21 protein-coding genes are annotated in these 25,523 nt (G+C 71.4%); 9 read left to right on the top strand and 12 right to left on the bottom strand.

The window, feature by feature from the left end:
* Positions 1-352 precede the first annotated feature (352 nt).
* Positions 353-1,366 (bottom strand): hypothetical protein, encoded by a 1,014-nt coding sequence (locus ABGA98_RS20870; RefSeq protein WP_347620027.1) that lies wholly within the window; start codon positions 1,364-1,366, stop codon positions 353-355.
* A gap of 57 nt (positions 1,367-1,423) precedes the next feature.
* Between ABGA98_RS20870 and ABGA98_RS20865 the strand changes: the two genes are divergently transcribed.
* On the top strand, positions 1,424-2,038 hold the full coding sequence (locus tag ABGA98_RS20865; RefSeq protein WP_347620026.1) for a TetR/AcrR family transcriptional regulator: 615 nt from the start codon (positions 1,424-1,426) through the stop codon (positions 2,036-2,038).
* 130 nt (positions 2,039-2,168) lie between these two features.
* Here the strand turns inward: ABGA98_RS20865 and ABGA98_RS20860 are convergent, their stop codons facing one another.
* The 3 genes from ABGA98_RS20860 to ABGA98_RS20850 form a co-directional block, all read right to left on the bottom strand.
* Entirely contained in the window at positions 2,169-2,384 is a 216-nt protein-coding gene (locus tag ABGA98_RS20860; protein ID WP_347620025.1) for a hypothetical protein, read from the bottom strand.
* A gap of 511 nt (positions 2,385-2,895) precedes the next feature.
* Positions 2,896-3,540, bottom strand: coding sequence for a response regulator transcription factor (locus ABGA98_RS20855; RefSeq protein WP_347620024.1), 645 nt, complete (start codon positions 3,538-3,540; stop codon positions 2,896-2,898).
* Positions 3,528-4,682 carry a sensor histidine kinase gene (locus ABGA98_RS20850; RefSeq protein WP_347620023.1) on the bottom strand — a complete coding sequence of 385 codons (1,155 nt, stop codon included), beginning with the start codon at positions 4,680-4,682 and terminating at the stop codon, positions 3,528-3,530. Before ABGA98_RS20850 ends, ABGA98_RS20855 begins: the two co-directional genes overlap by 13 nt.
* Before the next feature lie 112 nt (positions 4,683-4,794).
* On the opposite strand from ABGA98_RS20850, the gene ABGA98_RS20845 reads away from it, so the two are divergent.
* From ABGA98_RS20845 to ABGA98_RS20835, 3 genes are all read left to right on the top strand, one after another.
* Positions 4,795-6,132, top strand: coding sequence for a serine hydrolase domain-containing protein (locus ABGA98_RS20845; RefSeq protein ID WP_347620022.1), 1,338 nt, complete (start codon positions 4,795-4,797; stop codon positions 6,130-6,132).
* A gap of 209 nt (positions 6,133-6,341) precedes the next feature.
* Positions 6,342-7,481, top strand: coding sequence for a nitric oxide synthase oxygenase (locus tag ABGA98_RS20840; RefSeq protein ID WP_347620021.1), 1,140 nt, complete (start codon positions 6,342-6,344; stop codon positions 7,479-7,481).
* Positions 7,482-7,520: 39 nt separating this feature from the next.
* A complete protein-coding gene (locus ABGA98_RS20835; protein WP_347620020.1) occupies positions 7,521-8,294 on the top strand; it encodes an enoyl-CoA hydratase-related protein in 774 nt (257 codons plus the stop codon).
* Positions 8,295-8,382: 88 nt separating this feature from the next.
* Here the strand turns inward: ABGA98_RS20835 and galK are convergent, their stop codons facing one another.
* Positions 8,383-9,492 carry a galactokinase gene (gene galK / locus ABGA98_RS20830; protein ID WP_347620019.1) on the bottom strand — a complete coding sequence of 370 codons (1,110 nt, stop codon included), beginning with the start codon at positions 9,490-9,492 and terminating at the stop codon, positions 8,383-8,385.
* Positions 9,493-9,535: 43 nt separating this feature from the next.
* Between galK and ABGA98_RS20825 the strand changes: the two genes are divergently transcribed.
* A complete protein-coding gene (locus tag ABGA98_RS20825; protein ID WP_347620018.1) occupies positions 9,536-10,384 on the top strand; it encodes a pyridoxal-phosphate dependent enzyme in 849 nt (282 codons plus the stop codon).
* Here the strand turns inward: ABGA98_RS20825 and ABGA98_RS20820 are convergent.
* The 3 genes from ABGA98_RS20820 to ABGA98_RS20810 all read right to left on the bottom strand — a co-directional run bounded on the left by ABGA98_RS20820 (position 10,309) and on the right by ABGA98_RS20810 (position 12,043).
* Positions 10,309-10,980, bottom strand: coding sequence for a DUF6766 family protein (locus ABGA98_RS20820; RefSeq protein WP_347620017.1), 672 nt, complete (start codon positions 10,978-10,980; stop codon positions 10,309-10,311). The genes ABGA98_RS20825 and ABGA98_RS20820 overlap by 76 nt on opposite strands.
* 79 nt (positions 10,981-11,059) lie before the next feature.
* Positions 11,060-11,443, bottom strand: coding sequence for a hypothetical protein (locus tag ABGA98_RS20815; protein WP_347620016.1), 384 nt, complete (start codon positions 11,441-11,443; stop codon positions 11,060-11,062).
* A gap of 54 nt (positions 11,444-11,497) precedes the next feature.
* Entirely contained in the window at positions 11,498-12,043 is a 546-nt protein-coding gene (locus ABGA98_RS20810; protein ID WP_347620015.1) for a hypothetical protein, read from the bottom strand.
* A 119-nt stretch (positions 12,044-12,162) separates the two neighbouring features.
* Between ABGA98_RS20810 and ABGA98_RS20805 the strand changes: the two genes are divergently transcribed.
* The 4 genes from ABGA98_RS20805 (at position 12,163) to ABGA98_RS20790 (ending at position 22,598) form a co-directional block, all read left to right on the top strand.
* A complete protein-coding gene (locus ABGA98_RS20805) occupies positions 12,163-17,100 on the top strand; it encodes a tetratricopeptide repeat protein (protein WP_347620014.1) in 4,938 nt (1,645 codons plus the stop codon).
* 71 nt (positions 17,101-17,171) lie between these two features.
* A complete protein-coding gene (locus ABGA98_RS20800) occupies positions 17,172-17,900 on the top strand; it encodes a TetR/AcrR family transcriptional regulator (protein ID WP_347620013.1) in 729 nt (242 codons plus the stop codon).
* Positions 17,897-20,428: a PEP/pyruvate-binding domain-containing protein gene (locus ABGA98_RS20795; RefSeq protein ID WP_347620012.1), complete on the top strand. Its 2,532-nt coding sequence runs from the start codon at positions 17,897-17,899 to the stop codon at positions 20,426-20,428. The genes ABGA98_RS20800 and ABGA98_RS20795 overlap by 4 nt, the downstream gene beginning before the upstream one ends.
* A gap of 181 nt (positions 20,429-20,609) precedes the next feature.
* Positions 20,610-22,598, top strand: a complete 1,989-nt coding sequence (locus tag ABGA98_RS20790; protein WP_347620011.1) for a translation factor GTPase family protein — start codon at positions 20,610-20,612, stop codon at positions 22,596-22,598.
* Here ABGA98_RS20790 and ABGA98_RS20785 read toward each other — a convergent pair.
* The 4 genes from ABGA98_RS20785 to ABGA98_RS20770 form a co-directional block, all read right to left on the bottom strand.
* On the bottom strand, positions 22,595-23,347 hold the full coding sequence (locus ABGA98_RS20785; RefSeq protein ID WP_347620010.1) for an intradiol ring-cleavage dioxygenase: 753 nt from the start codon (positions 23,345-23,347) through the stop codon (positions 22,595-22,597). The genes ABGA98_RS20790 and ABGA98_RS20785 overlap by 4 nt on opposite strands.
* A gap of 175 nt (positions 23,348-23,522) precedes the next feature.
* Entirely contained in the window at positions 23,523-23,678 is a 156-nt protein-coding gene (locus ABGA98_RS20780; RefSeq protein ID WP_347620009.1) for a hypothetical protein, read from the bottom strand.
* Between the two features lie 21 nt (positions 23,679-23,699).
* A complete protein-coding gene (locus tag ABGA98_RS20775) occupies positions 23,700-24,431 on the bottom strand; it encodes an SDR family oxidoreductase (protein WP_347620008.1) in 732 nt (243 codons plus the stop codon).
* A 51-nt stretch (positions 24,432-24,482) separates the two neighbouring features.
* Positions 24,483-25,328, bottom strand: a complete 846-nt coding sequence (locus tag ABGA98_RS20770; RefSeq protein ID WP_347620007.1) for an oxidoreductase — start codon at positions 25,326-25,328, stop codon at positions 24,483-24,485.
* Positions 25,329-25,523: the final 195 nt, after the last annotated feature.

Below are 25,523 nucleotides of genomic sequence, written 5' to 3'. Positions count from 1 at the left end.
GTGTGCTGATCGCTGGCACCTGTGGCACAACCTGGTCCAGGCCGTGGAACGGTCGGTCACCCATCATCGCCCCTGCTCATCAGACCCTCCAGACGATGGGCCCGAGCAACTCGAACGAGCATCAGCAGCGCAAACCACCGCCCGCCAGGGCTCGACGCGGTTCGCCGAGCGAACCCGCGCCAAACACGCTCGAATCCAGGAGCTGAAGGCTGCCGGGCACAGCCTGCGAGCCATCGCTCGCCAACTTAGGATGGGCGACCGCACCATGATTGGCTACGCGCACGCCGCCTCTCCCGAGAACCTGTTGTGGGGGCAATTGACCACCCGATTTTCGGATCAGCATTGGCGCGATTCAAACATCGCCCGGTTGTTGGCTGGTCAACGGCGCTTGTCTTGCCGAACGTCGGTAGACGGCTGCGGCCAGAGCGAAGGCGAGCAGGAGCATAACGGCATTCTGCGCAAACTTCGCCAGGACCGGCACACCGTCCGGCACCGGGCTGGCGAATCCGATCACGGCTCCACCGACGATGACGGCCGCACCGAGCAAGCCGATCTCACGGGAATGCCAGCGACAGCGCGCAGAAAGCCAGCGCAGTAGGACGCCGACACAGAGCAGCAGAGCCGTTCCGACGGCGAAGCCTGTCCACGTAGGTGGGAGTAGGTCGAAGCTCACCTTCGCCACGGCGCCCGCGGCCAGGATCGCTGCTACCGGCACCGGGCCTCCGTCCGGGCGGCTCGCAACCGGCCGACCCACTCGTGACATCGCCAGCGCCACCAATCCGGCTACAACGAGCAGCACTCCTGCCACCTGCCAGCCGGACGGGACGTAGCCGTAGGTCTGGCGTCCGTCGGTGTGGACGAGCAGCGCAATGATCGCCCACAGCACGATCAGGATTCCGATGCCCCACCTGCCGAGGATGGGACGGCCCCGCGTCGACGATGCCAGCGCCTGATGCACCGCCAGAGGTGCGCCGACGCTCATCATGACGTGGCCGATGACCCAGCTCAGCGTTGCGAACGCGCTGATCTGCAGCGGCTCGATCAGTGTTGGTTCGCGCAGCGCGGCCCAGTACGGGATGTCGGCTCGCTGCGTGCCGAACAGGGCAAGATCGATCACCCCGGGCATCGCCACCCCGAACGCCGCGGCCAGCAGCAGGATTCCGGTCCAGCCACGTCTGGTCCGGACCGCGACTTCTCTGATCAGCAGCGCCGCACCACCATACAGGGGTGCGAAGAACAGCAACCCGCCCAGGATGGCGAGCGCGTCGCCGGTCGAGGATAGATATGCCTGCAAGAACTCCGCCGTCACAGGCGCCCCGAGCGCAATGCCGAGTACCGAGACGACCCGAACACGTAAAGGTTGCATGCCCGCCACGGTAGCAGAGTTAGTAGAGTAGCTACTCCATTAACTAGGATAGTGGCTATGCCTCGCCCCATCGATCCCACGCTCCGCCGGGCCCGCCGGCTCCAGATCATCGACGCCGGGCTGACCGCTTTCGCCCGGCACGGCTACGCCGGCGCCACCACCGCGCAGATCTGCCGGATCGCCGGGGTCGGCTCAGGCACGTTTTTCCACCACTTCCCCACGAAAAATGCACTCCTGGTCGCGATCCTGGAGCTCAGCGCCGAGGAGACCCGTGACTTCTTCGCTTCCCAAGACCAGGCCACCCCTCCGAGGGAGGTCCTCCTCGGTTACGTCGATCACGCCGTCGCTGACCTCACCGACCCACGGGCGGCCAGCTTCATCACGATGGTCGGCGGACTCACCTCGAACGCGGACATCAGGGCCGCCTTGCAGGCCGACGAAGGCACCACCCGGAGCCGGGTGCGCGACGTCGTGACGGCTGCCCAGCGCCAACGTCAGATCCGAGCCGACATGACGCCCGACCGCATCACCGTCTGGATCATGCTGCTGATCGACGGCTTCGCCTCCCGGGTGGCGGGCGGCGACTTCGACGCCGGCGCGGAGGCCCCGCTGCTTCGCGAGCAGGTCGAACTGCTGCTCGACGGCCCACCAGCGCCTGACCTGACGCCATGACAGGTCTGTCCATGGGCCAATATGCAGGGTCACTCCGGACGACTGTGTACAACGCTCACGCCCCTTGCCTGAGTTCGTTTGGCGGTGTTCAGGCAGGTCGCCGCTACTGATCATGGTGGGTGATCGTCTGTCACCGGGTGATTTCGCTGTGGGGCAGCACCAGCAGGGCGCGCAGCAGCATGGTGGCGTGAGCGGCGTCCATGCGCAGCTTGGTGAGGATGCGCCAGTTCTTCGGGTCGGCGAAGGCGTGTTCGACGGGGGCGCGTTCTCTGTTGATGAGCTGGTTGGCCTGTTTCTGGGCGGTGGTGATCTCGGCGGCGCGCCCAGCTGGGCGGCGGAGATCCACAGCAGATTCCCGGCGGTGTCGGTGAGGGCCAGGAAGAGCAGGCCGTGGGTTTTATGCTTGCCCGAGCAGTGCGTGCGGTTGTCTTTCCCGCTGCGGCGTTCGGTGCGGATCAGGGTGCCGTCGATCCGCGCGCAGGGGGCGTAAGTAGGCGCTGAGCGCGCCGTAGCTGCCGCGGTAGCCGAGCGCGATGATCTCTTTCGGTACCAGTGGACCCGTTGTGTGTCGTTGCCCGGCGCCCTACGGCGGTGAAGGCATTGGTCATGGTGTCCTCCTCTTGGGCGGCCGGTCAAGCGGTCGGTACTACCGGGTTTCCGTCGCATGCGGAGGCGTCTCAGAACCCAGTGGCGGAGGGACCCGGGGGGCTCCCACCTCCAGGAGGGAGCGTATGGACGCGGAGCACCGGCATCGGAGTAGCCTGCCTGACGGCTGAGCTCGAGGTCGAGCATGACCCTTCGACCCCAGCCAGGAAGCGGGCCGAACCTGGGCCGGATCGGTCACCGCGAGCTTCCTCTCACTGGCTGCTGAGGTAGGTGAGGACGGCGAGGACGCGGCGGTGGCCGCTGTCGTCCGGTGAGAGGCCGAGCTTGGCGAAGATGTTGCCGATGTGCTTGTGCACGGCGTTCTCGGTGATGACGAGGCGGGCCGCGATTGTGGCATTGTCCTTCCCCTCGGCCATCAGGGCGAGCACCTGGCGTTCGCGTGGTGTGAGGCCGGCGATCGGATCGTGCGCGTGACGGGTGAGGAGTTGCGCGATCACCTCGGGGTCCATGACGGTGCCGCCGGCGGCAACACGCCGCAGGGCGTCGACGAACTCGCTCACCCGGCTCACCCGGTCCTTGAGGAGGTAGCCGACGCCGCCGCTTCCGTCGGAGATCAGCTCGCCGGCGTACTGCTGCTCGACGTACTGGGAGAGGACAAGCACCGGCAGGCCGGGATACCGGCGGCGAGCGTGGAGGGCGGCGTGGATACCCTCGTCGCGGAAGGTCGGCGGTAGCCGTACGTCGACGATGGTGACGTCGGGCCGGTGTTCGGTGACGGCGGCGATGAAGCCGGGGGCGTCCTGAGTGATCGCGGCGACGTCGAAGTTCTTGGCGGTCAACAAGAGTTCCAGCCCGCTGGACAGCAGGACGTTGTCCTCGGCGATCACGACCCGCATGGCAGGTTCACGGTGATCGTGGTCGGGCCGCCGACAGGGCTGTGTACGTGGACGGTGCCGTCGAGTGCCAGGACGCGGTGGCGGATTCCGGCGATGCCGGTGCCCAGCGTCTCGTCGGCGCCGCCGATCCCGTCGTCGGTGACCTCGATGGTCAGCTGGTCACCGACGCGTGCGACACGGACGGTGGTCCGGGTGGCCTGGCTGTGCTTTGCAGCGTTGGTGAGCGACTCGGCGATCGTGAAGTAGGCCACGGCCTCGACCGCGGCGGGGATCGTGCCGAGGTCGCCGATGTCGAGGGTGGTGTTGATCGCCGATCGGGTCCCCAGGGCGGTCAGCGCCCCGGCGAGGCCGCGATCGGCGAGGATCGGTGGGTAAATCGTGCGGATCACGCCTCGAAGCTCCGCCATAGCCTCTTCGGTACCCTCATGCGCTGCCTGTAGGAGGCTGGCCGCCGTCTGGGGGTCCTCGCTCAGCGACTCACGGGCCGCGCCCAGCCGCATGGCGATGGCCACCAGCCGAGCCTGGGTGCCGTCGTGCAGGTCACGTTCGATCCGGCGGAGTTCCGCGCCATGCGCGTCCATGGCGCCGGCCCGCGTCTCGGTCAGCGTCTCCACACGCTGCGTCAGCCGCTCCGCAGCCGAGGGGGTCAGCAACGCAACACAGATCCGGGCGTGCAGCCGCGCCAGCAAGGGAACCAGCCAGTAGGTCAGGGCGGCGAAGATGACGATCTGTACGGTTCCCAGGGTCAACGCCGTGCCCCACCCGGTCAGTGGAACACCGAGGGCGAAGCCACCCGCGCGGGTACCGACGGGCAGGGCCCACCACAAAGGCACCGTGACCGCAGTGGCCAACGCGTTGCCTGCGCACACCACCACGACGAGCCCGAACGCCAGACCCGTCACGATGGACGTGAACAGCCATCCGAGAACACGCCACGTACCGACACGGACGGGGCCAGAACGCGGAGATAACAGCAACCGGTCGGCGCGGGGACGATGCCAGGACGCCCAGGCACGAGCCATCATCGGGAGTATGAGTACGGGCAGCGCGAACAGGGCGACCGCGGCGAAGAACAGGCTTCCCAGCAGGTAGCCCAGACCGCGCCACATCGCCGCAAGCCGACTTGTCCCATGGTGGTTCATCCGCACCAGTCTGGACCGTGGCAGCCGAGCCTGGCACTACAGCCACCTACCGTTCTTTCTCACTGGTGAGCTGTATCGTCCGCTTCCCCCCGCCAGGCCTAGCGTCTTGCCCATGACCAGATCCCCGATTCTGTCACCGCGGCGCGGCCGATTCATCCGGCGAAACCTGGCTCTGGCCACCGTCGTGGCCGGCACCCTCTTCACCAGCGTGCCCGGCGCGAGCGCCGCCGGCCGGCACGACGACCAGGTCCAGCTTCGACGTGACGCCGCCGCGATCACCGCGCTCGGCGTGACGGGCGTCCAGGCCCGTGTGACCACCCGTGACGGCCGGAACCTCACGGCCATCAGCGGTGTCGCCGACCTGAAGGGCCGGCGACCGGTCCCGCGGAACGGCTACTTCCGGATCGCCAGCGTCACCAAGACGTTCGTGGCCACCGTGATCCTGCAACTGGCCGGCGACGGCAAGCTTTCGCTGGATGACACGGTCGAGCGGTGGTTGCCCGGAGCGGTGGCCGGCAAGGGCAACGACGGCCGCACGATCACGATCCGCCAATTGCTCCAGCACACCAGCGGCATCCACGACGATTATCCGGACTACACCTCAGCGAAGGACTTCTACCGGAACCGATACGACACCTACACCCCCGAGCAGATCGTCGCCCGGGCGATGCGCCACCGGCCGGACTTCCAGCCCGGTAAGGAGTGGAAGTACTCCAACACCGGCTACGTCCTGCTCGGCATGATCATCAAAAGGGTCACCGGGAACCCCTGGCATGAGGAGGTACGGAATCGGATCGTCCGGCCGCTCGGCCTCCATCACACCTTCTGGCCGGGCACCTCGCCCACGCTGCCCCGGCCACACGCCAAGACCTACCAGAGGTTCAAGCCCGGCGAACCGCTCGTAGACGTCACCGAGCAGGTCGGTTCGGGCACCAATGGAGAGGCCGGACTCGTCTCCACTACCGCCGATCTCAACCGGTTCTTCCGCGCCTTGCTCGGCGGCCGGCTCCTGCCGCCGGCGCAGCTGGCACAGATGAAACAGACCATCCCGGTCGGCAAGGAGTTCGAGCAGCTCATGCCCGGGGGCCGCGATGGGCTGGGGCTCTTCTCACGCCCGTTGTCCTGTGGTGGGACGTACTGGGGTCACGAGGGCGGCGACTCCGGCTGGATCAGCACCGTCGGTGTCTCCGCCGACGGCCGGCGCAGCGTCACGGTCTCGTTGTCGGGCGTTCTCGCCGATTCCGCGGACGACGTCCTGCGCGTGGTACAGGCCCAAAGCACGTTGATCGACAACGCCCTGTGCACGACCCCGGACATCGGTCGTCAGCGGCGGCGCGCTCACGCCTCGCGGGTCGTCCGGTTCGTCCCGGGGAGTCACTCATCACCTCCCGAATCGGGAAGACACTGTACTAGCCAAGATCCACTAGTAGGAGCCGCTCGCCGCGCATAGAGACCGTTTCACGCTTTGTAGCGGGATCAACACGTATTTTCAAGTTGGCCGGACAAAGCGCCGCTCGTCGCGGAAAGATGGGGCGACCGGTCCGGTGGACCGGAGCCGCGGGACATCATGTCGGGGGCGAGGAGAGGGCGCCGCCACCAGGACGAACCGCCGACCCGGAATCGGCGGGGCGATCCGACGACGGAGGAACGGGTTGCCGCGTGCCCATCTGGATCAAGTCATTGCGCCCCTTCGACACGCCCGCCGTGCAGGCCATCAACGCCGTGCTCGCGCGAACCGCCGACCTGCGCGAGGCGGAGCGTTTCCTCAGGCTCTTCCACGCCGAGAACCCCGCCGCGGGCGGACTCGGCGCACGGCTGCGGGACGTCACCAGGGAGGTGGCCCGCACCGGGACCTACACGCACACGTACGAGGAACTCGAGTTCGGCGCCCGGGTGGCCTGGCGCAACAACAACCGGTGCATCGGCCGGCTCTACTGGCGGTCCCTGCGCGTACGCGACCGCAGGCGGGTGGCCACGGCCGAGGGGGTGGCCCTCGAATGCGTCGCCCACCTGCGCGAGGCGACCGGCAACGGCAAGATCAGGCCCACGATCACCGTGCTGCCCCCCGACACCCCGGCCATGCGCGGGCCGCGCGTGCTCAACGACCAGCTCATCCGGTACGCCGGCTACCGCACGCCCGGCGGCGTCGTCGGCGACCCGCGCAACGTAGGGCTGACGGAGCTGGCCCAGAGCATGGGGTGGCGCGGCGGCTCCGGCCGGTTCGACGTGCTCCCGCTGATCGTCCAGCCGGGCCTGGGCGAGGCGCTGCTGTGCCACCTGCCCGGGGACGCCGTTCTGGAGGTGCCGCTGACGCACCCCGAATATCCGTGGTTCGCGGACCTCGACCTGCGCTGGCACGCCGTTCCGGCTATTTCGGATATGTGCCTGGAGATCGGCGGCATCTGCTACCCGTGCGCGCCCTTCAACGGCTGGTACATGGGCACCGAGATCGGCGCCCGCAACCTGGCCGACGAGGACAGGTACGACCTGCTCGGGGTGACCGCCGAGCGGCTCGGCCTGGACACCTCCACCGAGCGGTCGCTGTGGCGCGACCACGCCCTGGTGGAGCTGAACGTGGCGGTGCTGCACTCGTTCGAGCGGGCCGGAGTCACGATGACCGACCACCACACGGAGTCGCGCCGCTTCCTGACGCACCTGTCGAAGGAGGAGAGGGCCGGGCGAGCCTGCCCGGCCGACTGGTCGTGGATCGTGCCACCGCTCTCGGGCGCCGCCACCCCCGTCTTCCACCGCTACTACGACACCCGCGTCCTCACCCCGGCCTTCGTCCACCACCGATAGCCTTGCCACCCAGGGCTAGAACATGGTTCGGTTGGGGTCATGGCGGAACTCGTGCTCTCAACGGTCGACCAGGGCGTGCTCACGCTGACCTTCAACCGTCCCGACACCCTCAACGCGTGGACGGACGCCATGGGGCGGCGCTACTTCGACCTGCTGGCGGAGGCGGAGAAGGACCCCGAGGTCCGGGCCGTCGTCGTCACCGGCGCGGGCAAGGGGTTCTGCTCGGGCGCCGACTTCAAGACGCTCGACGCACTCCGGACCGGCACCTACGACGAGCGGCCCGACCCCCGGCCCCACACCTTCCCCACGACCATCGGCAAGCCGGTCATCGCCGCGGTCAACGGGGCGTGCGCGGGGCTGGGCATGGTGCACGCGCTCGTCTGCGACGTCGTCATGACGGCCGAGGAGGCCAAGTGGACGACGGCCTTCGCGCGGCGCGGGCTCATCGCCGAGTACGGGCTCTCCTGGGTGCTGCCGCGCCTCATCGGGCAGCAGCGGGCCATGGACCTGCTGCTGTCGGGCCGGGTGTTCACGGGGCGGGAGGCGTACGAGCTGGGGCTGGTCAACCGGGCGGTGCCGGGGGAGCACCTGGTGGCGCAGGCGCGGGCGTACGCGCTCGAACTGGCGACGCACAGCTCGCCCGCGTCGATGGCGGTGATCAAACGGCAGGTCTGGCACGACTGGGAGACGACGCTGGAGGAGTCCGCGCAAACGGCCGTCCGGGAGATGCTCGCCTCCTTCGAGCGGCCGGACTTCGCGGAGGGAGTCGCCAGTTTCCTCGAACGCCGCCCGCCGGACTTCCCCGCCCTCTGACCACCGCCACCCGGCACGGGCAGGTCAGCGGGCGGAACGCAGGGGCAGGTCCAGCGGGCGGAACGGCACGCGCGGGTGAGTGGGCCCTTCAGACGCGGTGGGCGCCGCGGGCCGGGGTGGCGGGCAGGAACCGGGGGGCCTGGAAGCCGCGCTCGGCGTACGCGGCGGCCACCGACTCCTGGACGCGGTCGAGCCGGTCGACCGGCACCAGGGCGATGGCCGAGCCGCCGAAGCCCCCGCCCGTCATGCGCGCGCCCCTGGCCCCGCCCTTGACCGCCGCCTCCACGGCGACGTCCAGTTCGGGTGACGACACTTCGTACTGATCCCTGAGCGAGAGGTGCGAGGCGTTCAGCAGCGCGCCGATCTCCGTGACCGCGCCCGCGCGCAGCAGCCCGACCAGGGCCTCCACGCGGTGGTTCTCCGTGACGACGTGCATCGTGCGCCTGCGCTCGTCGCCCTGGAGGAGTTCGAGCGCCGCGGGCAGGTCGGTGACGTCGCGCAGCGCGGGGACGCCGAGCTTGCGCGCCGCCGACTCGCACTCGGCGCGGCGCTTGGCGTATTCGCCGCCCGCGTGCTCGTGGTGCACGCGGGTGTCGATGATGAGCATGGCGAGGCCGTGGGAGGCCAGGTCGAGCGGGATGGTCCTGGAGGCGAGGGAGCGGCAGTCGAGGAACAGCGCGTGCCCCTCCTCGCTCAGGGCCGAGGCCGCCTGGTCCATGATGCCGCAGGGCATGCCGACGAAGTCGTTCTCGGCCTTCTGCCCGAGCAGGGCGATCTCCATGAGGGTCAGGCCGAGGTCGTGCAGGTCGTTGAGCGCGGAGGCGACGGCCACCTCGAGTGCGGCGCTGGAGCTGAGGCCCGCGCCCTGGGGGACGTCGCCGTCGATCGCGATGTCCGCGCCGGAGACGCGGTCGCCGAGCATGGCCAGGACGCCCACGACGTAGCGGGTCCAGCCCGTCGACTCGTCGCGGCTCGCCAGGGTGATGGGGCCGCCGTCGGCCTGGAGGGACAGCAGGCGGATGATCCCGTCGGGCCGCGGGGTGATCGCCGCGGTGACGCCCCACGGCACCGCGAAGGGCAGGACGAAGCCGTCGTTGTAGTCGGTGTGCTCGCCGATCAGGTTGACCCGCCCGGGGGCGTGCCAGACGGTTTCGGGGGACGCGCCGTAGGCGGCACGAAAAGCTTCAACAACGCGCATTATCGAACACTCCTCAACATAGGCCCGACCGTAGACTAGCGGCATGGAGGAACTCCTGGACCCAGGGCTCGGTCAGGTCCGGGTGTTCCTGGCGCACGACGACAACAAACCGCGCAAGCTGAAGTACAACCTGGGGCATTCCCGGCTGCTGACGTTCGGCGGCGCCTACTCCAACCACATCAGGGCCGTCGCCGAGGCCGGCCGGCGGCACGGGATCGAGACGATCGGCGTCATCAGGGGCGAGGAGCACCGGCCGCTCAACCCGGCACTCGCGTACGCCGCCGCCTGCGGCATGACGCTCACCTACCTCGACCGGGCCTCCTACCGGCTCAAGCACACCGACGAGGTGCGGGCCCGGCTGCGGGAGCGGTGGGGCGACGACGTGGTGATCCTGCCGGAGGGCGGGAGCAACGCCGCGGCCGTGCGCGGGTGCGCGGAGCTGCCGGGGGAGATCGCCGGGGACTACGACGTCCTCTGCTGCCCGGTCGGCACCGGCGGCACGCTGGCCGGGATCTCGGCGGGGCTGCCCGAGGGGAGGCGGGCGATCGGGTTCGCGGTGCTGAAGGGGGCGGGGTTCCTCGCCGGAGAGGTGGCCAGGTTGCAGCGGGAGGCGTACGGCCGTACGTGGCCGAACTGGGAGATCAACCTGGACTACCACTTCGGCGGATATGCCAAGTCGACGCCAGTCCTGGAGCGATTCATCGCGAAATATCGTGTCGAACGGATCTACGTGGCGAAAATGCTCTACGGCATCCTCGACCTGGCCCGGCAGGGCGCCTTCGACCCCGGCACCCGCGTCGTCGCCGTGGTCACCGGTCAGCCCTCCACCCCCGTCGAGGCGTGCGGCGCCCCGACCGGCTTCGACTCGGGCGAGCCGCGCTGCCGCAGATAGATCGAGAGCACCACCATCGACAACACGGCGAGCAGCTCCGACTGCCAGTTCTGCAGGCTCCGGTTCCAGAACTCCGGCGAGGTGACGTACGCGCTCCACGAGACCGGATCGCGCAGGTCTGTCAGCCGGTCGGCGTTGTAGGCCGCCCGCCCGGCCACCGACTGGGCCAGCCACGACAGCAGGAAGACGGCGCCCATCACCAGCCCCAGCGAATTGCTGAACAACCACAACCGCAGCCCCCTGGCCCGCGCCCAGGCGGGCGAACCGGCCTCGGCGTACCGGCCGATCCGCTGCTGCTCGTCGGACTCCGCCCCCTCCTCGCCCGGTTCCTTCGACTCGGGCGAGCCGCGCTGGACGAACCAGACGGTCACCGTGATGAACAGGAAGAACTGCAGGTACTCCGACTGCCAGTTCTCGGCCACGTCGACCGCGAAGGACGACGAGGCCACGTAGTCCGGCAGGGAGACCGGCTCCGCGCCCGCGGCCATCTGCCGGTCGTTGTAGTCGAGCAGCCCCGCCACGGCCTGCCCGCACACCGCCAGCACGAACAGGACGAGGAACATCAGGGAGAGGGCGTTGTCCTTGAGCCACCTCACAGCCGCGACCATCCGATCGCGAAGAACCACGCCAGCCCCACGACGATGACGAGCGTGGTGAGCGTGAACATCACCCGCATCAGTCCTCCACCTCGCACTCGTAGGGAAGGTCGGGAACCGGCCGGCAGCCCGCGGCCCTCACCCGCCAGCCGTCGCTGAACCGGTGCAGGAAGACCGTGTCGCCGGTCAGGCGCACCTGGGCCTCCTCACCCCACACGCTGACCGCGGTGGGCCGGCCGCCGGGGCCCAACCGCATCTCGCGCAGCGCGTCGGCGCACGTCTGGCCGGGGCCGGGCAGCTTGTCGGCCGTCCTGCGGGCGAGCATGGAGCACGCGCTCGCCTCCTGCCGCCCGGCGATCGCGGCGTGGAAACGCTCCGCGGCCCGCGCGGGGGACGCGGTGTCCACGGAGCAGCCGGCGACGGCGAGGACGGCCAGCGCCGGCACGGCGAACGGGAACCTCATGCGCCTCCCGCTACCCGGCCGTACGCCGGGCATGCCGCAGCGGCCGGCCGCCCGTCAGCCCAGCTGGTCGAGCACCGGCGACACCAGGGCGTTGAGCTCGCGGGCCAGCACCACCACCGCCTGGTGGGCGCTCTGCTCGACCTCGTCGTGCGGGCCCTCGGGCTCCGGCGGCAGGTCGTCGAGCGGCACCGGCGCCTCGACCAGCAGCGTGGCCCGCAGGAACGGGATCCTGGCGAGATCCTGCTGGGTCGGCTCGACGTACTGGCCGAAGGTCTCCTGCCAGCCCAGCCATCCCCGGTCGCGCCACCAGGCCCGCGACCGGGTCAGCTCCTCCGGCAGCGGCGAGACGACCTTGACGCGCGCGTAGAGGGTGCCGTCCCAGGTGTTGCGGTGGCAGGTCGCCTCGAGGACGCGGCGGTCCCACCGTACGTAGCCGGGGGTGAGCGACGGCGGCGTGGCCAGCCGCCAGGCCGCGCACGCGAACCTGACGGGCGCGATGTCACCCCACTCGAACGCGTCGAGGTTCTTGCGCACGTGTACGGCATAGCGCCCGTCACGGTCCCTGTCGAACTCCTGGTCGATCCAGAACGCCTTGCCCATGGACACCACGCTACGGCGCGGCCCCGCTTCCCGGTGCGTCGACTCCGAGATCCCGGAATGGCTGTGGCCAAGCGTGGCGTATGTGTAGCTTTTTCCCATTATTGGATGACCTTGGAGAGATGATGGCGTCAGAACAGCTCGACGCGGCCATGAAGCACTGGGAGGCGGGAGATCTCGACGAGGCCGCCGCGCTGTTCAGGCAGATCGCGGCCACGGGTGATCCGGAGGCGTCCCACCTGCTGGCGGGGGTGCTGCAGGAGCAGGGAGACCTGGACGGCGCCGAGGCGGCGCACCGCTCGGTGATCCAGTCGGGGGATCCGGTGTTCGGGCAGCGCTCGGCCATGGCCATGGGCATGATGCTGGTCAACGCCAAGGAGTGGCCGGCGGCCCACCGGGTGCTGACGATCGCCTCCGACGGCGCCGACTTCGAGGTGGCCGCGCTCGCCGAGACGGCCATGGTCCTGGTGTGCACCCAGCTGGGCGACGCGCAGGGCGCCCAGGAGGCGCTCGAACGTGCCCGCCGGTGTGACAGCCCCGCCGTGGCCGAGCTGGCCGCGCGGCTCGAACTGCCGGAGTTCGAGCAGGATCCCGCCTCGGCCCACGACCTGTACGAGGCGGCCGACGGCGAGGACGACTACCAGGCGCTGCTGACCTGCGGCGACCCCGAGGTCGTGTCGCTGTCGGCGTTCCGGCTCTACCAGCTGTACGCCGAGGCGGAGGAGTTCGACGCGGCCCGCGAGGTGTGCGAGCACGCCATCGCCGTCGGCCACCCCGACCACCTGGCCATGGCGCACAAGCTGCTCGGAGCCGTCCTGGTGGACCTCGGCGAGTACGCCGACTCCGCGGCCGCCTACCGGGTGGCCGCCGAGGACCCCAGGCCCGACATCCGGTTGCCGTCGCTGATCGAGCTGGCCAAGGTGACCGCGCAGCTCGGCGACGAGGACGAGACCAAGGCCATCTTCCGCAGGGTGATCGCCAGCGGGCAGCGCGAGCACGCCGTCGAGGCCCAGGCGTGCCTGGCCCAGATGCACACCGAGGCAGGCGAGGTGCCCGAGGCGCTGGCCGCGCTGCGGGCGGTGCTGGAGGCCGGCGAGAGCGAGTGGGCCTCGGTCAGCGTCACCCTGCTCGGCATCCTGCTCGAACAGCACCCTGACGCCCACGACGAGATCATCGAGCTGACGGAGTTCGCGGCCGGGCACGCCGACGCCGACGCCGCGTACAAGGCCGGGCTGCTGCTCGACCACGACGCCATGCAGCAGCCGCTGCCCGACCCCGTCGAGGAGCAGGCGCTCCAAGACACCGACAACGGTCTCGCCCGGCTGCGCGACGGCGACCTGGCCGAGGCCAGACGGCTGCTGCGCAGGGCCGCCGACTCGCAGGCGCCGGCGCAGTCGCTGCGGGCCATGGTGGCGCTGGCCGAGCTGGAACTGGGCGAGGGCGACCGGGAGCAGGCCGACGAGCTGCTGACGTACGTGGCTGAGAGCGACGACCTGGTCCAGGGGTTCAGCGCGACGTTCCTGCTGCACCTGCTGGGCGAGCCGGGCGACCAGCCCCACCCCGTGCTCGCGGCGATGCTCGACCACCAGCGGCTGGGCAGGGAGGAGGGCCTGGCCCGCTACCGCGCGACCATGGACCACCCCGATCCCGCCGTGGCCGCGATCGGGACCGTCGTGTTCGCCCAGATGCTGGTCTCCATCGGGTTCGACCTTTCCGACGCGGCCGAGCTGTTCGACCGGGCGGCGGGCTCCGGCGATCCGCTGGCGCTGTCGTACGCCGCCCTGATCCGCAAGGACGTGCCGCAGGACCCGGACGAGGCGGCCGCGCTGCTGCGCCGCGCCTGGACGGACGGACATCCCGCGCTGGCGGCCTGGGTGGCGTACGCGCTGGGCGGGCTCGTCGCCGAGGACGACCCGCTCCTGGCGCGGGCCGCGTACGAGCGGGCGACGGCGGCCGGGCACCGGGGCCTGCGCGTGGAGGCCGCCGCCGACCTCGCGGGCCTGTACGAGCAGCAGGGCGACCTGCTGGCCGCCTGCCGCCTGCACGAGCGGCTGATCGCCCAGGGGGAGGGGGAGCGCAGCGCGCTGCTGCTGGGGTACACCAGGGTCAGGCTCGACGACCTCGACGCCGCCCGCGCGGCCTTCGCGCTGGGCTCCGACGAGGTCAGCAGGTTCGGGCACGCGCTGCTCGGCCAGGACTTCGAGGCCGCCGCGGCGGCGTTCCCCGAGGGGGACGCGCAGGGGATGGCCGGCGCGCTCGCGCTGGAGTGCGCGCACGCCTGGCAGCGCACCCGCCAGGCCGGCGCCGCCGACCGGGTGCTCTCCCTGCTGGTCGCGGCGGGGGATCCGGACCTGCGCCAGCGGGCCGGCTGCTACCTGGGCGCCCTGCGCGACGACGCCGGTGACCGGCGCGGCGCCGTCGACGCGTGGCGGCAGGCCGCCACCGGCGGCGACGAACGCCTGACCGCGGTGGCGCTGCGCTCGGCGGGACGGGCGCTGATGGAGCTCGGTGAGCACGCCGAGGCCGCCGAGGCGTTCGCCGGGGTGCCGGAGGCGGGGGACGAGAGCCTGCGGGTCCCGGTGGCCCTGGGGCTCGGCGAGGCGCTGGTGGCCTGCGGCCGCGTGGACGAGGCCGGCGAGCGGCTGGCCGCGGCGCTGGGCGAGGACGCGTCGCTGCACCTCGCCCGGTTCCTGCTCGGCCACAGCGACGCCGAGGGCGCGCTCGCGGCCATGACGGCCGCGCCGCCCGAGGTGACGGGGGAGTCGGAACGGCTGCGCGGCACCCTGCTGGCCAGGACCGGCGACCTGGAGCCCGCGCGGGCGGCGTTCGAGCGGGCGGCGGCCATCGACCCCGCCTCGGAGCCGCGGACCATGCTGGAGGCCGGCCGCTGCCTCATGGCGGCCGGTGACAGTGAGTCCGCGCACTTCGCCCTGGAGCGGGCCGCCGCGCAGGAGGACGACGCGTACGCCGCCGCCGTCTCCCGCCACCTCCTCGGCCGGGCCACCTCCGAGGAGCTGCCCTGGGTGCTGGCGGCCGAGGGCGACCGGCAGGGCGCCCTGGCGGCTCTGACGGAGCAGACCGGCTCCGAGCTGATGGCCGGACTGCTGCTCGCGCTCGACGCCGAGGACCTGCCCGGCGTCCGCGACCTGCTGGCCGGTGCCGCTCCGGCCGATCGGGAGGAGGCCCTGCGGGAGGTTCTGTCCAGTGCGCGGGACATGGACCACGGCGTGGCAGGACCGTTCTTCGAGCTGGTCGCCGAGCTGGGCGAGCCCGCGCTCGCGGCGGAGGCCGGGATCGAGCTCGGCGTCGTGCTGACGAACCAGGGCCACCACTGCCGGGCCGAGCTGAGCTTCCTGCCGGCCACCGAGCGGGCGGAGACGGCCGAGATGGCCTGGCGCAACATCGCGGTCGTACGCCGGCGCCGCGGCGACCTCGACGGGGCCGTGGAGGCGGCCAGGGCCGCGCTGCCCGCCACCGCCCTGGTCCTGGCCGACCTGCTGGGCGAGCGCGGCGACACCGGCGGCGTGCGCGTGGCGCTGGCCGAGGGCGCGGCGGCGGGCGACCTCGAATGCCGCCGCCACCTGCTCGTCCATCTGCTCCAGGAGCAGGATTACGACGCCCTGGCGCGGGAGGCCGAGCAGGCCGTGGCCACCGGCGACCCGGAGACCGTCGCCATGGCCTACTGGACGCGGGGCGACGCCTGCAAGGCCAGGGGCGACATGGAGGCCGCGGCGCGCGCGTACGGCATGGGCGTCGACGTCGGTTTTCCCGGTACCACGTCGAGCATGCGGGTGGATTTGGCCAGGGCGTTGCGCGAGCTGGGCGACACGGAAGGGGCGGCCCGCGAGGCACGGCTGGCCATCGAGTCCGGCGACCCCGACGCGATGGCCAGGGGCGGCGTGCAGCTCGGCGTCTGGCTGCACGAGGAGGGCGACGATCTCGGCGCCGCGCGGGCGTTCGAGGTGGCCGCGGGCACCGGCACCGACCTGGCCGGGACCGCCATGAACAACCTCGGAACCCTCGCCCACCGGGCCTGCGGGCGGGGCGATCACGCGCTGGCCGTGCAGGTGCTCGCGCTCATGGGGGAGAGCGCCGCCGAGGCGGCCCGCGGGCTGGGCGACCTCTGCGAGGACCCGGAGGCCGTACGCGGGTACTACGAGCTGGGCGGAGCCGGGCCCTTCACCGACCTGCGGGTGGCCGGGCGGCTGGCCGAGCTCGGGCGTACGGACGAGGCCCGCGCGATCTACGAGCGGTTGCACGAGCACGACGACCCCGACGTGCGCTTCGTGGCCGATGGCAGGCTGCTCGAGCTGCTCGACCCGGAGGGCGACTCTGAGGCCCTCTACGACCTGACCGAGCGCCAGGCGGGCGATGCCGACAGTCCCGCGAGAGGCGTGTTCGCCAGCCTGCTCGGCATGCTGCAGAGCGACCAGGGCGACACCGAGCAGTCGTTGCGCACGCTGCGGGACGCGGCGGAGGGCGGCGACCCGACCGCGCTCACCTTGTTCGCCCAGGCGCTGGTAGAGGCGGGCGAGGTCGACGAGGGCCGCGAGGTCTACCGCCGGGTGCTCTACGCCGGCGACGCCGACCGGGCCGTGCGAGCCATGATCGGGATCGGGCAAACCTACCACGACGAGGACGAGGCGCGGGCGCGCGAGTGGTACCTCAGGGCCGTCGACGAAGGGGACGGGCACAACGGCGCGCTGGCGGCCATGTTCCTGGGCGCGCTGGCCAAGCGCGAGCGGGACTTCGGCGAGGCGCTCACCTGGTACCAGCGGGTCATCGACGCGGGCGACTCCGAGTCGGGGCTGGCCGCCGCGCACCTCGGCGAGCTCTGCTACTGGCTGGGGGACCGCGACGGGGCGCTGCGGTACTACGAGCAGACCCTGGGCCTGACCGAGCAGCCGGACCTGGTGGCCGAGGCGGCCTGCCGGCTGGGTGAGATCCGGTACGAGCGGGGCGACCTGGAGCAGGCCAGGCGGATGTTGCGCAGGGCGGTGGACACCGGCGACGCGTCGTTCGCCTCCGAGGCGGAGGCGCTGCTCGCGAAGATCGGCTGATCGCGGCACGAGCTTGCGCATAATTTAATGACCGTTTAATCTCATCTAGTCAAACAAACGGGGTGAGATGCATGGCCAAGCCAGGACGACCGCCACAGGATCCGGCGCGCCAGCGCGAGCGGGCGCACCGGATCCTCGACGCCGCAACCGAGCTGGTGCTGCGGTGGGGCTACGACAAAACCACGATCGACGACGTGGCCAAGCGCGCCGGCGTCGCCAAGGGCACCATCTACCTGCACTGGAAGACCCGCGACGAGCTGTTCACGGCGCTCCTGCGCCGCGAGCGGGTCCTCATGCTGGACGGCGTGCGCCGCGGCGAGCCCGCCACGCTCAGCGCGCTCTACGGCGCGTTCGCCCGCGAGCTGCTGCGCCGGCCCCTGCTCCACGCGATGCTGGGCGACGACTCCGAGGTGCTCGGCAAGCTGACCCGCCGGAAGCTGCGCGGGACGAGCGCTCCGGAGCTGTTCCCGGCCCTCGACTCCTACCTGGCCGAGCTGATCAAGCGCGGCGCCGTGCGCGAGGAGCCGGGAGACCACGCCACGGTGGTCGGCGCGATCCTTTACGGGTTCCTCTTCATGCCCGAAGGCATGCAGGGGGTCACCCGGCCCTCCGACGACCAGGTCGCCGACCTCGTGGCCGACACCATCGAGCGCACGATGAGCACCGGCCGCCCGCTCTCCGGCGACGACGCGGACGCCGTGGCCCGGGCCACGCTCGACTACCTCGGCGCCGTCACGGAGATCGCGCAGGCGAAGCTGGCGGCCTCGATGAACGGCAGCACCGAGGGGAGCGCGCGATGAAGGCCGTGATCCCTCTCGACGACGCCGCCGCCGACCTCGCGACCGCGGGCGGCAAGGGCGCCTCGCTGGCCCGGCTGGCCAGGGCCGGGCTGCCCGTCCCCGGCGGGTTCCACGTCACGACCGACGCCTACCGCGCGTTCGTGGCCGACTTCCGTGACGAGATCATCAGGGCGTCCTCGGCCGACCCCGCCGCGATCGCCCGCATGTTCGCCGAGCACGACATGCCCGCCGAGATCGCCGAGGAGATCCGCCACGCGTACGCGGCGCTCGGCGGCGACGTGCCCGTCGCCGTCCGGTCCTCCGCCACGGCCGAGGACCTGCCCGGCATGTCGTTCGCCGGGCAGCAGGACACCTACCTCAACATCAGGGGCGACGCCCTGCTCGACGCGGTCAGGCGCTGCTGGGCCTCGCTGTGGAACCCGCGAGCCATCGCCTACCGCGACCAGAACGGCGTCCCCCACGACGACGTGGCACTGGCCGTGGTGGTGCAGAAGCTGGTCGACGCGGACGCGGCCGGCGTCATGTTCACCGCCAACCCGGTCACCGGCGCCCGCGACGAGACCGTCATCAACGCCTCGTGGGGGCTGGGCGAGGCGGTCGTCGGCGGGCAGGTCACCCCCGACACGGTGGTGGTGTCCGGCGGAGCGGTCGTCCAGTCGCGCACCGCCGACAAGACGGTGATGACCGTCCGCACCACCACGGGCACCGAAGAGCGGCCCGTGCCCGGCGACCTGCGCGGCACGGCCGTGCTCGACGACGCGCGGGCCGTGGAGCTGGCCGGGATCGGCGCGCGGATCCAGACGCTCTACGGCACGCCGATGGACGTCGAGTGGGCCTCGCGCGACGGCGCGTTCGCCATCGTGCAGGCCCGCCCGATCACCGGCATCGCCCCCGAGGTCGAGGAGTGGAACGACAGCCTCAAGGGCGACTACCTGTGGACCGGCGGCAACCTGGGCGAGGCCATCCCCGACGTGATGACGCCGCTGACGTGGTCGTTCGTGCGGCTGTTCATCGCCGAGGCGATGTCCGCCTCGACCCTGCCCGGCTTCGACCTGGTCGGCAACATCGGCGGCCGCTTCTACATGAACCTGAGCGTCGTCCACTCCATCGCCACGGCCCTCGGCATGAAGAGCCGGCTCAGCGCGGTCGAGCAGGTCTTCGGCAAGGTCCCGCCCGGCCTCGACGTGCCGCTGCTGAAGGTCTCCCGGTGGGAGATCCTCAAGCGCGTGCTGCCCATGGCCGTGCGCATCCGCCGCCGCGTGCGGACGAACCTCAAGGGCATGCACGCGTTCCTGGCCACCTCCCAGCAGCGCTGCGAGGACCTGCGGGAAAGGATCGCCGCCACCGGCTCCGCCGCAGAACTGGCCGCCCTGTGGGACACGGAGATCCGCGAGCACACGGTCACCGCCTGCAGCATGCTGGAGGCGGCCGGCCGCCAGGGCGGCACGACCCTGGTCTTCACCCGCGACCGCCTGCGCCGGCTGATGGGCGAGCTCGACGCGGAAGCCATGCTGACCGGGGTCAACAGCGACGGCGAACTGGCCAGCCTGGGCCCGGTGATGGGGTTGTCCAGACTGGCCAGGGGAGAGATCACCAGAGCCGAGTTCGCCCGCACGTACGGGCACCGCGGCGCCCACGAGTTCGAGGTGTCGATTCCCCGCCCCGGCGAGGACCCCGGCTGGATCGACGCCCAGCTCGCGGGGCTGGGTGACCTGCGGGACGACACGGAGGCGCTGCTCACCCGGCAGGCCAGGGCCAGGGAGGAGGCGTGGGCGCGCTTCGCCGAGCGTTATCCCCGCAAGGAGGCCAGGATGCGCGCCCGGGTCCAGCGGTGGAGCGCCGTGGTGCGCGACCGCGAGGCGACCCGTTCCGAGAACATCAGGGCCTTCTGGGTGCTGCGGGCCTTCGCCGTACGCGCGGGGGAGCTGACCGGCCGCGGCGACGACGTGTTCTTCCTGTACCTGGAGGAGCTGCTCGCCCTGTTGCGCGGCGACCCGGCGGCGCTGGAGCGGGTGCCCGTGCGGCGGGACACCTACGAGCGGTACGCCGCGCTGCCGCCCTACCCGGCGCTGATCGTCGGCCACTTCGACCCGGTGCGCTGGGCCGCCGACCCCGGCCGCCGGTCCGACCTCCACGACGCGCGCGGAGCCTCCGTCACGGTGAGCGACACCGTGACCGGCTTCCCCGGCGCGCCCGGCGTGGTCGAGGGCGTCGCCCGCGTGCTCTCAGGTCCCGAGGAGGGCGAGCGGCTCAAGCCGGGCGAGATCCTGGTCACGACGCTGACGAACGTCGGCTGGACGCCCATGTTCCCGCGGGCCGCCGCCGTGGTGACCGACCTGGGGGCGCCGCTGTCGCACGCCTCGATCGTCGCCCGCGAGCTCGGCATCCCGGCCGTGGTCGGCACCGGCAACGCCACCATGCGGCTGCGCGACGGCGACCGCATCAGGGTCGACGGCGAGCGGGGCACGGTCGAGTCGCTGGAGTCACAACACTCCGCCAAGGCGGTCGCGCCCGCGGGCGAGGTGTGATCACCTCGTTCGACATGATCGACCAACCGAACCCAGACGACAGGGGAAATTCGGTTGCCCCGCCGGTCGCCGCTCTGGTGTGCTGACCTCAGCCGAACGATCAGAAGGAGCACCACCATGCGAGCACCTGTCATGTCCACCCAGGAAGGAAGCCCCATCTCAATGAAGGACATGACGTTCGGTGCCTATCCTCAATCTCGGGATCCTCGCGCATGTAGACGCCGGTAAGACCAGCCTGACCGAGCGGCTGCTGCACGCCGCCGGCGTCATCGACGAGCCCGGCCGCGTCGATGACGGAAACACCCAGACCGACTCCCTGGCCCTGGAGCGGCAGCGCGGCATCACGATCAAGTCCGCGGTGGTCTCCTTCGTCGTCGGAGACACCACGGTCAACCTCATCGACACGCCCGGCCACCCCGACTTCATCGCCGAGGTGGAGCGCGTGCTGAGCGTGCTCGACGGCGCGGTCCTGGTCGTCTCGGCCGTGGAGGGCGTGCAGCCGCAGACCCGCGTGCTCATGCGCACGCTGCGCCGGCTCGGCATCCCCACGCTGATCTTCATCAACAAGATCGATCGCCGGGGCGCCGACCCCGGCCGCGTGCTGGGCGAGCTCGCCGAGAAGCTCTGCCCGGCCGTCGTCTCCATGGGTTCGGCCGCCGGTCACGGCACGGCCGGCGCGTCCTTCACGCCGTCCGGCGACGAGCCCGCCTTCGCCGGCCGCCTGCTCGACGTGCTCGCGGACCAGAGCGAGGCGCTGCTGGCCGCGTACGTGCACGACGAAAGCTCCGTCTCGTACGCCGGGCTCCGCGCCGAGCTCGCCGCCCAGACGGGGGAGGCGCTGGCGCACCCGGTGTTCTCGGGCTCGGCGATCACCGGCGCCGGCGTCGACGCGCTGATCGCCGGCATCGAGGAGCTGCTCCCCGCCGCCGAGGACGATCCTGAGGGCCCGCTGTCCGGCACGGTCTTCAAGGTCGAACGCGGCCCGGCGGGAGAGAAGATCGCCTACGTGCGCATGTTCTCCGGCACGATCCGCATCCGCGACCGGCTGACCTTCGCCCGCGAGGGGGAGTCCGGCGCACCCCGCGAGGGGAAGGTCACCGCGATCAGCGTCTTCGACCGGGGCGGCGCGGCGCCGGGCCCTGAGGTGGGCGCGGGCCGCATCGCCCGGTTGTGGGGCCTGGCCGACGTCCGCATCGGCGACACGATCGGCCTGCCGCGCAAGGCCGAGGCGCAGGGCCATTTCCCGCCGCCGGCGCTGGAGTCGGTGGTGACGCCGGTGCGGCCCGGCGACCGGGGCGCGCTCCACGTGGCCCTCGCCCAGCTCGCCGAGCAGGACCCGCTGATCTCCCTGCGCCAGGACGACGTGCGCCAGGAGGTGTCGGTCTCCCTCTACGGCGAGGTGCAGAAGGAAGTCATCGAGGCCACGCTGCGCGACGACTACGGCATCGACGTCACCTTCCGCGAGACGACCACGATCTGCGTCGAGCGGCCGGTCGGCACGGGAGCCGCGGTCGAGCTGATCGGCAAGGACCCCAACCCGTTCCTCGCCACCGTCGGGCTGCGCGTCGAGCGGGGCCCGCGCGGCGGCGGGGTGGAGTTCCGGCTGGAGGTGGAGCTGGGCTCGCTGCCGTACGCGTTCATGAAGACGATCGAGGAGACCGTGCACGAGACGCTCCGGGAGGGCCTGCACGGCTGGCAGGTCGTCGACTGCGTGGTCACGCTGACCCACACCGGCTACTGGGCCAGGCAGAGCCACATGGGAGGAGGGTTCGACAAGAGCATGTCGAGCACCGCGGGAGACTTCCGCAACCTGACGCCGCTGGTCCTGATGAGCGCGCTGGCGCAGGCCGGCACCATGGTGGAGGAGCCGATGCAGAGCTTCCGCATCGACCTGCCCGCGGACACCGCCGGTCAGGTGCTGCCCGTGCTGGCCCGGCTGGGCGCCGTGCCGCGCGCCCAGTTCCCCGGCATGCTGGCGGGCGACATCCCGGTGGCCGGGGTGCACGCCCTGGAGCAGCAGCTGCCGGGGCTGACGCGGGGCGAGGGCGTGCTGGAGTGCGACTTCGACCGCTACCAGCCCGTACGCGGGCCGGTTCCCGAGCGTCCGCGCACCGATCACAACCCGCTCAACAGGAAGGAATACCTGCTGCGCGTCGTCCGGCGGGTCTAGCGGCCGTCCCGGTCGGGGTCGGCCGACAGGACGATCGCGCCCAGGTAGCCGTCGCCGTCCTCCACGACCGTCACGAGCATGCCGTCGCGGTAGTCCTCGTCCTTCTCGTTGACCGTGTCGCGCCCCGGGTTCGCGGAGTACGGGGGCCTCGCCAGGACCGCGGCGTTGAGCGACTCGTCGAACATCAGTTGCGTGCACAACACGCGCCGGTCGCTGACGTGGACCATGACGTGGATGTGCACGGTGCGGCCGGGGTACCAGCCCGGCCAGATCGTGGTGAACTGCACGATGCCGTCGGGGTTGGTGACCTGGGCGCCCCGCAGGTAGCGCTTGTCGTCCGAGGGCGTCATATCGGTCATGAGCGGCATGCCGACGCTGCCGCTCTTCGACTCCTGCTCGGCCCCCGAGTACAGACCGGCGGCGTCGCAGTGCCAGATCTCCACCACGGCGTCGCGCACCGGCCGGCACGTCGCGCTGTCCTGGACCCTGATGCCCAGCCGCAGCCGCACGCCCGGCTTGCCCTCGCGGATGTCGCTGCGGATCTTGCCGGCGTCGAAGTAGAAGGGCCCCTGCGTGGCGCTGGGCGTCAGCGTGCACGTGCCGGCGCCGGCGAGCAGCGAGGAGAGATCCGTGTTGACCGTGCCGGCCCGGGCGCCGGAGGCCGACAGCAGGCCGCCGAGCCCGAGCGAGCCGACACCGGCGATCAGCCGCCGCCGGCTGACCCGCCGGCCCTCATGATCGTGTCGCATTTGAGTTCCTTCTGGGCGTTCCGTCCCCTCGCACGAACGTCTCACGGAACGACGGAAATCCCCCGAAGGCGCGGCGGTGACCAGGCGTTCTCGCCTGCACGCCGACCGATCCTTTACGGCGAGGCACCGCGTACGTTCTCCGACCGCACAACGGCGGCCCGGCCGCTCTGATGGATCAGGGCCCCGGTGCCGGGCCGTAGATCTCCGGGATCGTCCGCTTGATCACCGCCACCGTCTGCTCGGGCGTCATCGCCGTGTTGTCGACCGCGAGGTAACGGTAGCCGTCCTGATCGGCGGCGATGGTCGTGTCGCCGGTGTCGACCAGGTCCACCCGGTCGCGCCACTCCGGCGGTCAGCGCTGCCGTGCCGGACGGATGATCAGCTCGGTCACGTCCACCTCCGGCGGCTGGCCGACCGCGTACGCGATGGCGTCGGCGATCGCGGAGGGCGGGATGGAGTCCGCCCGGTAGGTGCGCATCGCCTCCCGGGCGCCGGCCTCGGTGATGGTGTCCGCGAGCTCGGACTCCACCACGCCCGGCGAGACGGTGGTGACGCGGATGCTCGGGTCGAGCTCCAGGCGCAGGCCCTCGGTGATCGCCCAGGCGGCGTACTTCGTGGCGCAGTAGACCGCGCCCGTCGGCACCACCTGGTGGGCGCCGATGGAGGCGACGGTGACGAAATGGCCGCCGCCCTGGCGCTGGAAGTGCGGGAGCGCGGCGGCGATGCCGTGCAGCAGGCCGCGCACGTTCACGTCGATCATCCGGTTCCACTCCTCCACCAGCAGGGAGTCGAGCCGGGACAGTGGCATCACGCCCGCGTTGTTCACGATCACGTCGATCCGGCCGTGCCGTTCGGCGGCGGCGTCGGCGAACGCGGCGACGTCCTCGCGGTCGGTCACGTCGAGGCGCCGCACGTCGACCGTGCCGCCGGCCTCCTTGATCCGGGTGGCGAGGTCGTCGAGACGGTCCGTGCGGCGGGCGCCGATGACGACGTGGTTGCCGTCGCCTGCCAGCCGCAGCGCGGTGGCCTGGCCGATGCCGCTGCTGGCACCGGTGATCAGGACGATCTTCTCAGTGGTGGTCATGTCGGTCGATCCTTGTCTTTTCGGTACGTCGGCTGGCTTCGGGCTGCCGCCCTATGCCGGGAAGTCGGCGCTGAGCGTGAGGTCACGCCAGGCGTCGAAGCCGGTTCTGAGGGTGTCCAGCCGGGCCGAGGCGACGTCGTACGCCGCCCTGCCCAGCAACAGGCGGAGCGGCGGCGCATCGGCTCCGACCGCGGCGATGATCGCCTGGGCCGCCCGCTCAGGGTCGCCGGGCTGGTTGCCGTAGGTCGCCAGCGTGGCGGCGCGGCGCGCGCCCGCCGTCTGCGCGTAGTCGTCGATCCGCACGGGGGACTGGCGCATGGAAGGGCCGGACCAGTTGGTACGGAAGGCGCCGGGCTCCACGATCGTGACCTTGATGCCCAGCGGAGCCACCTCCGCTGCCAGCGACTCCGACACTCCCTCCACGGCGAACTTGGTGGCGTGGTAGTAGCCGGTCGCGCCGAAGGCCGCCAGACCGCCGAGCGAGGAGACGTTCACGACATGGCCGGCGCGGCGGGCGCGCATGCCGGGGAGCACGGCCTTGGTGACGTCGAGCAGGCCGAAGACGTTCGTGTCGAACAGCGCGCGGACCTCGCGGTCCTCGCCCTCCTCGACGGCGGCCAGATAGCCGTACCCGGCGTTGTTGACCAGGACGTCGATGCGGCCGAAGACGGACTCCGCCCGGGTGACAGCCTCCTTGATCTGGTCCTGGTCGGTGACGTCGAGCGGCAGGGCCAGGGCCCGGTCTCCGTGGCGCGCGGCCAGGTCCGCGACCTGCGCCGGGTCGCGGGCGGTGACTGCCGCGCGCCCGCCGCCCGCCAGGACGGCGTCGGCCAAAGCCCGGCCGAGACCGGTGGAGCAGCCGGTGATGAACCAGACGGGCGTGTCATTGGTGGTCATACGAGGTGTCACTCCAGAGTGGTGTTCCACGTGATCACGTGGTGGTCGTCATGCGTGGTCGTCGTGCGTGTGAGCGGGCGTGTCAGTGGGCGTGGTCGTGGCCGTTGGCCGGTAGCCGGTGGTTGCCGGTCGTGTGCGGGCGTGGTCGGTGTGGGTGTTGCCGGGCGTTTTCTGGCATGACTGATCGGCGCGCCG

It is taken from the genome of Nonomuraea sp. B1E8, assembly GCF_039871515.1.
In the GTDB taxonomy this organism is placed as follows: domain Bacteria; phylum Actinomycetota; class Actinomycetes; order Streptosporangiales; family Streptosporangiaceae; genus Nonomuraea.
The sequence above is the reverse complement of the archived record's forward strand: the minus strand, read 5'-3'. Positions and strand labels throughout refer to the sequence as shown.

Coding starts and splice junctions, on each gene's coding strand:
- ABGA98_RS20870 (WP_347620027.1), bottom strand. CDS start 1,366: ATGCAACCTTTACGTGTTCGGGTCGTCTCGGTACTCGGCATTGCGCTC.
- ABGA98_RS20865 (WP_347620026.1), top strand. CDS start 1,424: ATGCCTCGCCCCATCGATCCCACGCTCCGCCGGGCCCGCCGGCTCCAG.
- ABGA98_RS20855 (WP_347620024.1), bottom strand. CDS start 3,540: ATGCGGGTCGTGATCGCCGAGGACAACGTCCTGCTGTCCAGCGGGCTG.
- ABGA98_RS20850 (WP_347620023.1), bottom strand. CDS start 4,682: ATGAACCACCATGGGACAAGTCGGCTTGCGGCGATGTGGCGCGGTCTG.
- ABGA98_RS20845 (WP_347620022.1), top strand. CDS start 4,795: ATGACCAGATCCCCGATTCTGTCACCGCGGCGCGGCCGATTCATCCGG.
- ABGA98_RS20835 (WP_347620020.1), top strand. CDS start 7,521: ATGGCGGAACTCGTGCTCTCAACGGTCGACCAGGGCGTGCTCACGCTG.
- galK (WP_347620019.1), bottom strand. CDS start 9,492: ATGCGCGTTGTTGAAGCTTTTCGTGCCGCCTACGGCGCGTCCCCCGAA.
- ABGA98_RS20825 (WP_347620018.1), top strand. CDS start 9,536: ATGGAGGAACTCCTGGACCCAGGGCTCGGTCAGGTCCGGGTGTTCCTG.
- ABGA98_RS20815 (WP_347620016.1), bottom strand. CDS start 11,443: ATGAGGTTCCCGTTCGCCGTGCCGGCGCTGGCCGTCCTCGCCGTCGCC.
- ABGA98_RS20810 (WP_347620015.1), bottom strand. CDS start 12,043: ATGGGCAAGGCGTTCTGGATCGACCAGGAGTTCGACAGGGACCGTGAC.
- ABGA98_RS20805 (WP_347620014.1), top strand. CDS start 12,163: ATGATGGCGTCAGAACAGCTCGACGCGGCCATGAAGCACTGGGAGGCG.
- ABGA98_RS20800 (WP_347620013.1), top strand. CDS start 17,172: ATGGCCAAGCCAGGACGACCGCCACAGGATCCGGCGCGCCAGCGCGAG.
- ABGA98_RS20795 (WP_347620012.1), top strand. CDS start 17,897: ATGAAGGCCGTGATCCCTCTCGACGACGCCGCCGCCGACCTCGCGACC.
- ABGA98_RS20785 (WP_347620010.1), bottom strand. CDS start 23,347: ATGCGACACGATCATGAGGGCCGGCGGGTCAGCCGGCGGCGGCTGATC.
- ABGA98_RS20775 (WP_347620008.1), bottom strand. CDS start 24,431: ATGACCACCACTGAGAAGATCGTCCTGATCACCGGTGCCAGCAGCGGC.
- ABGA98_RS20770 (WP_347620007.1), bottom strand. CDS start 25,328: ATGACCACCAATGACACGCCCGTCTGGTTCATCACCGGCTGCTCCACC.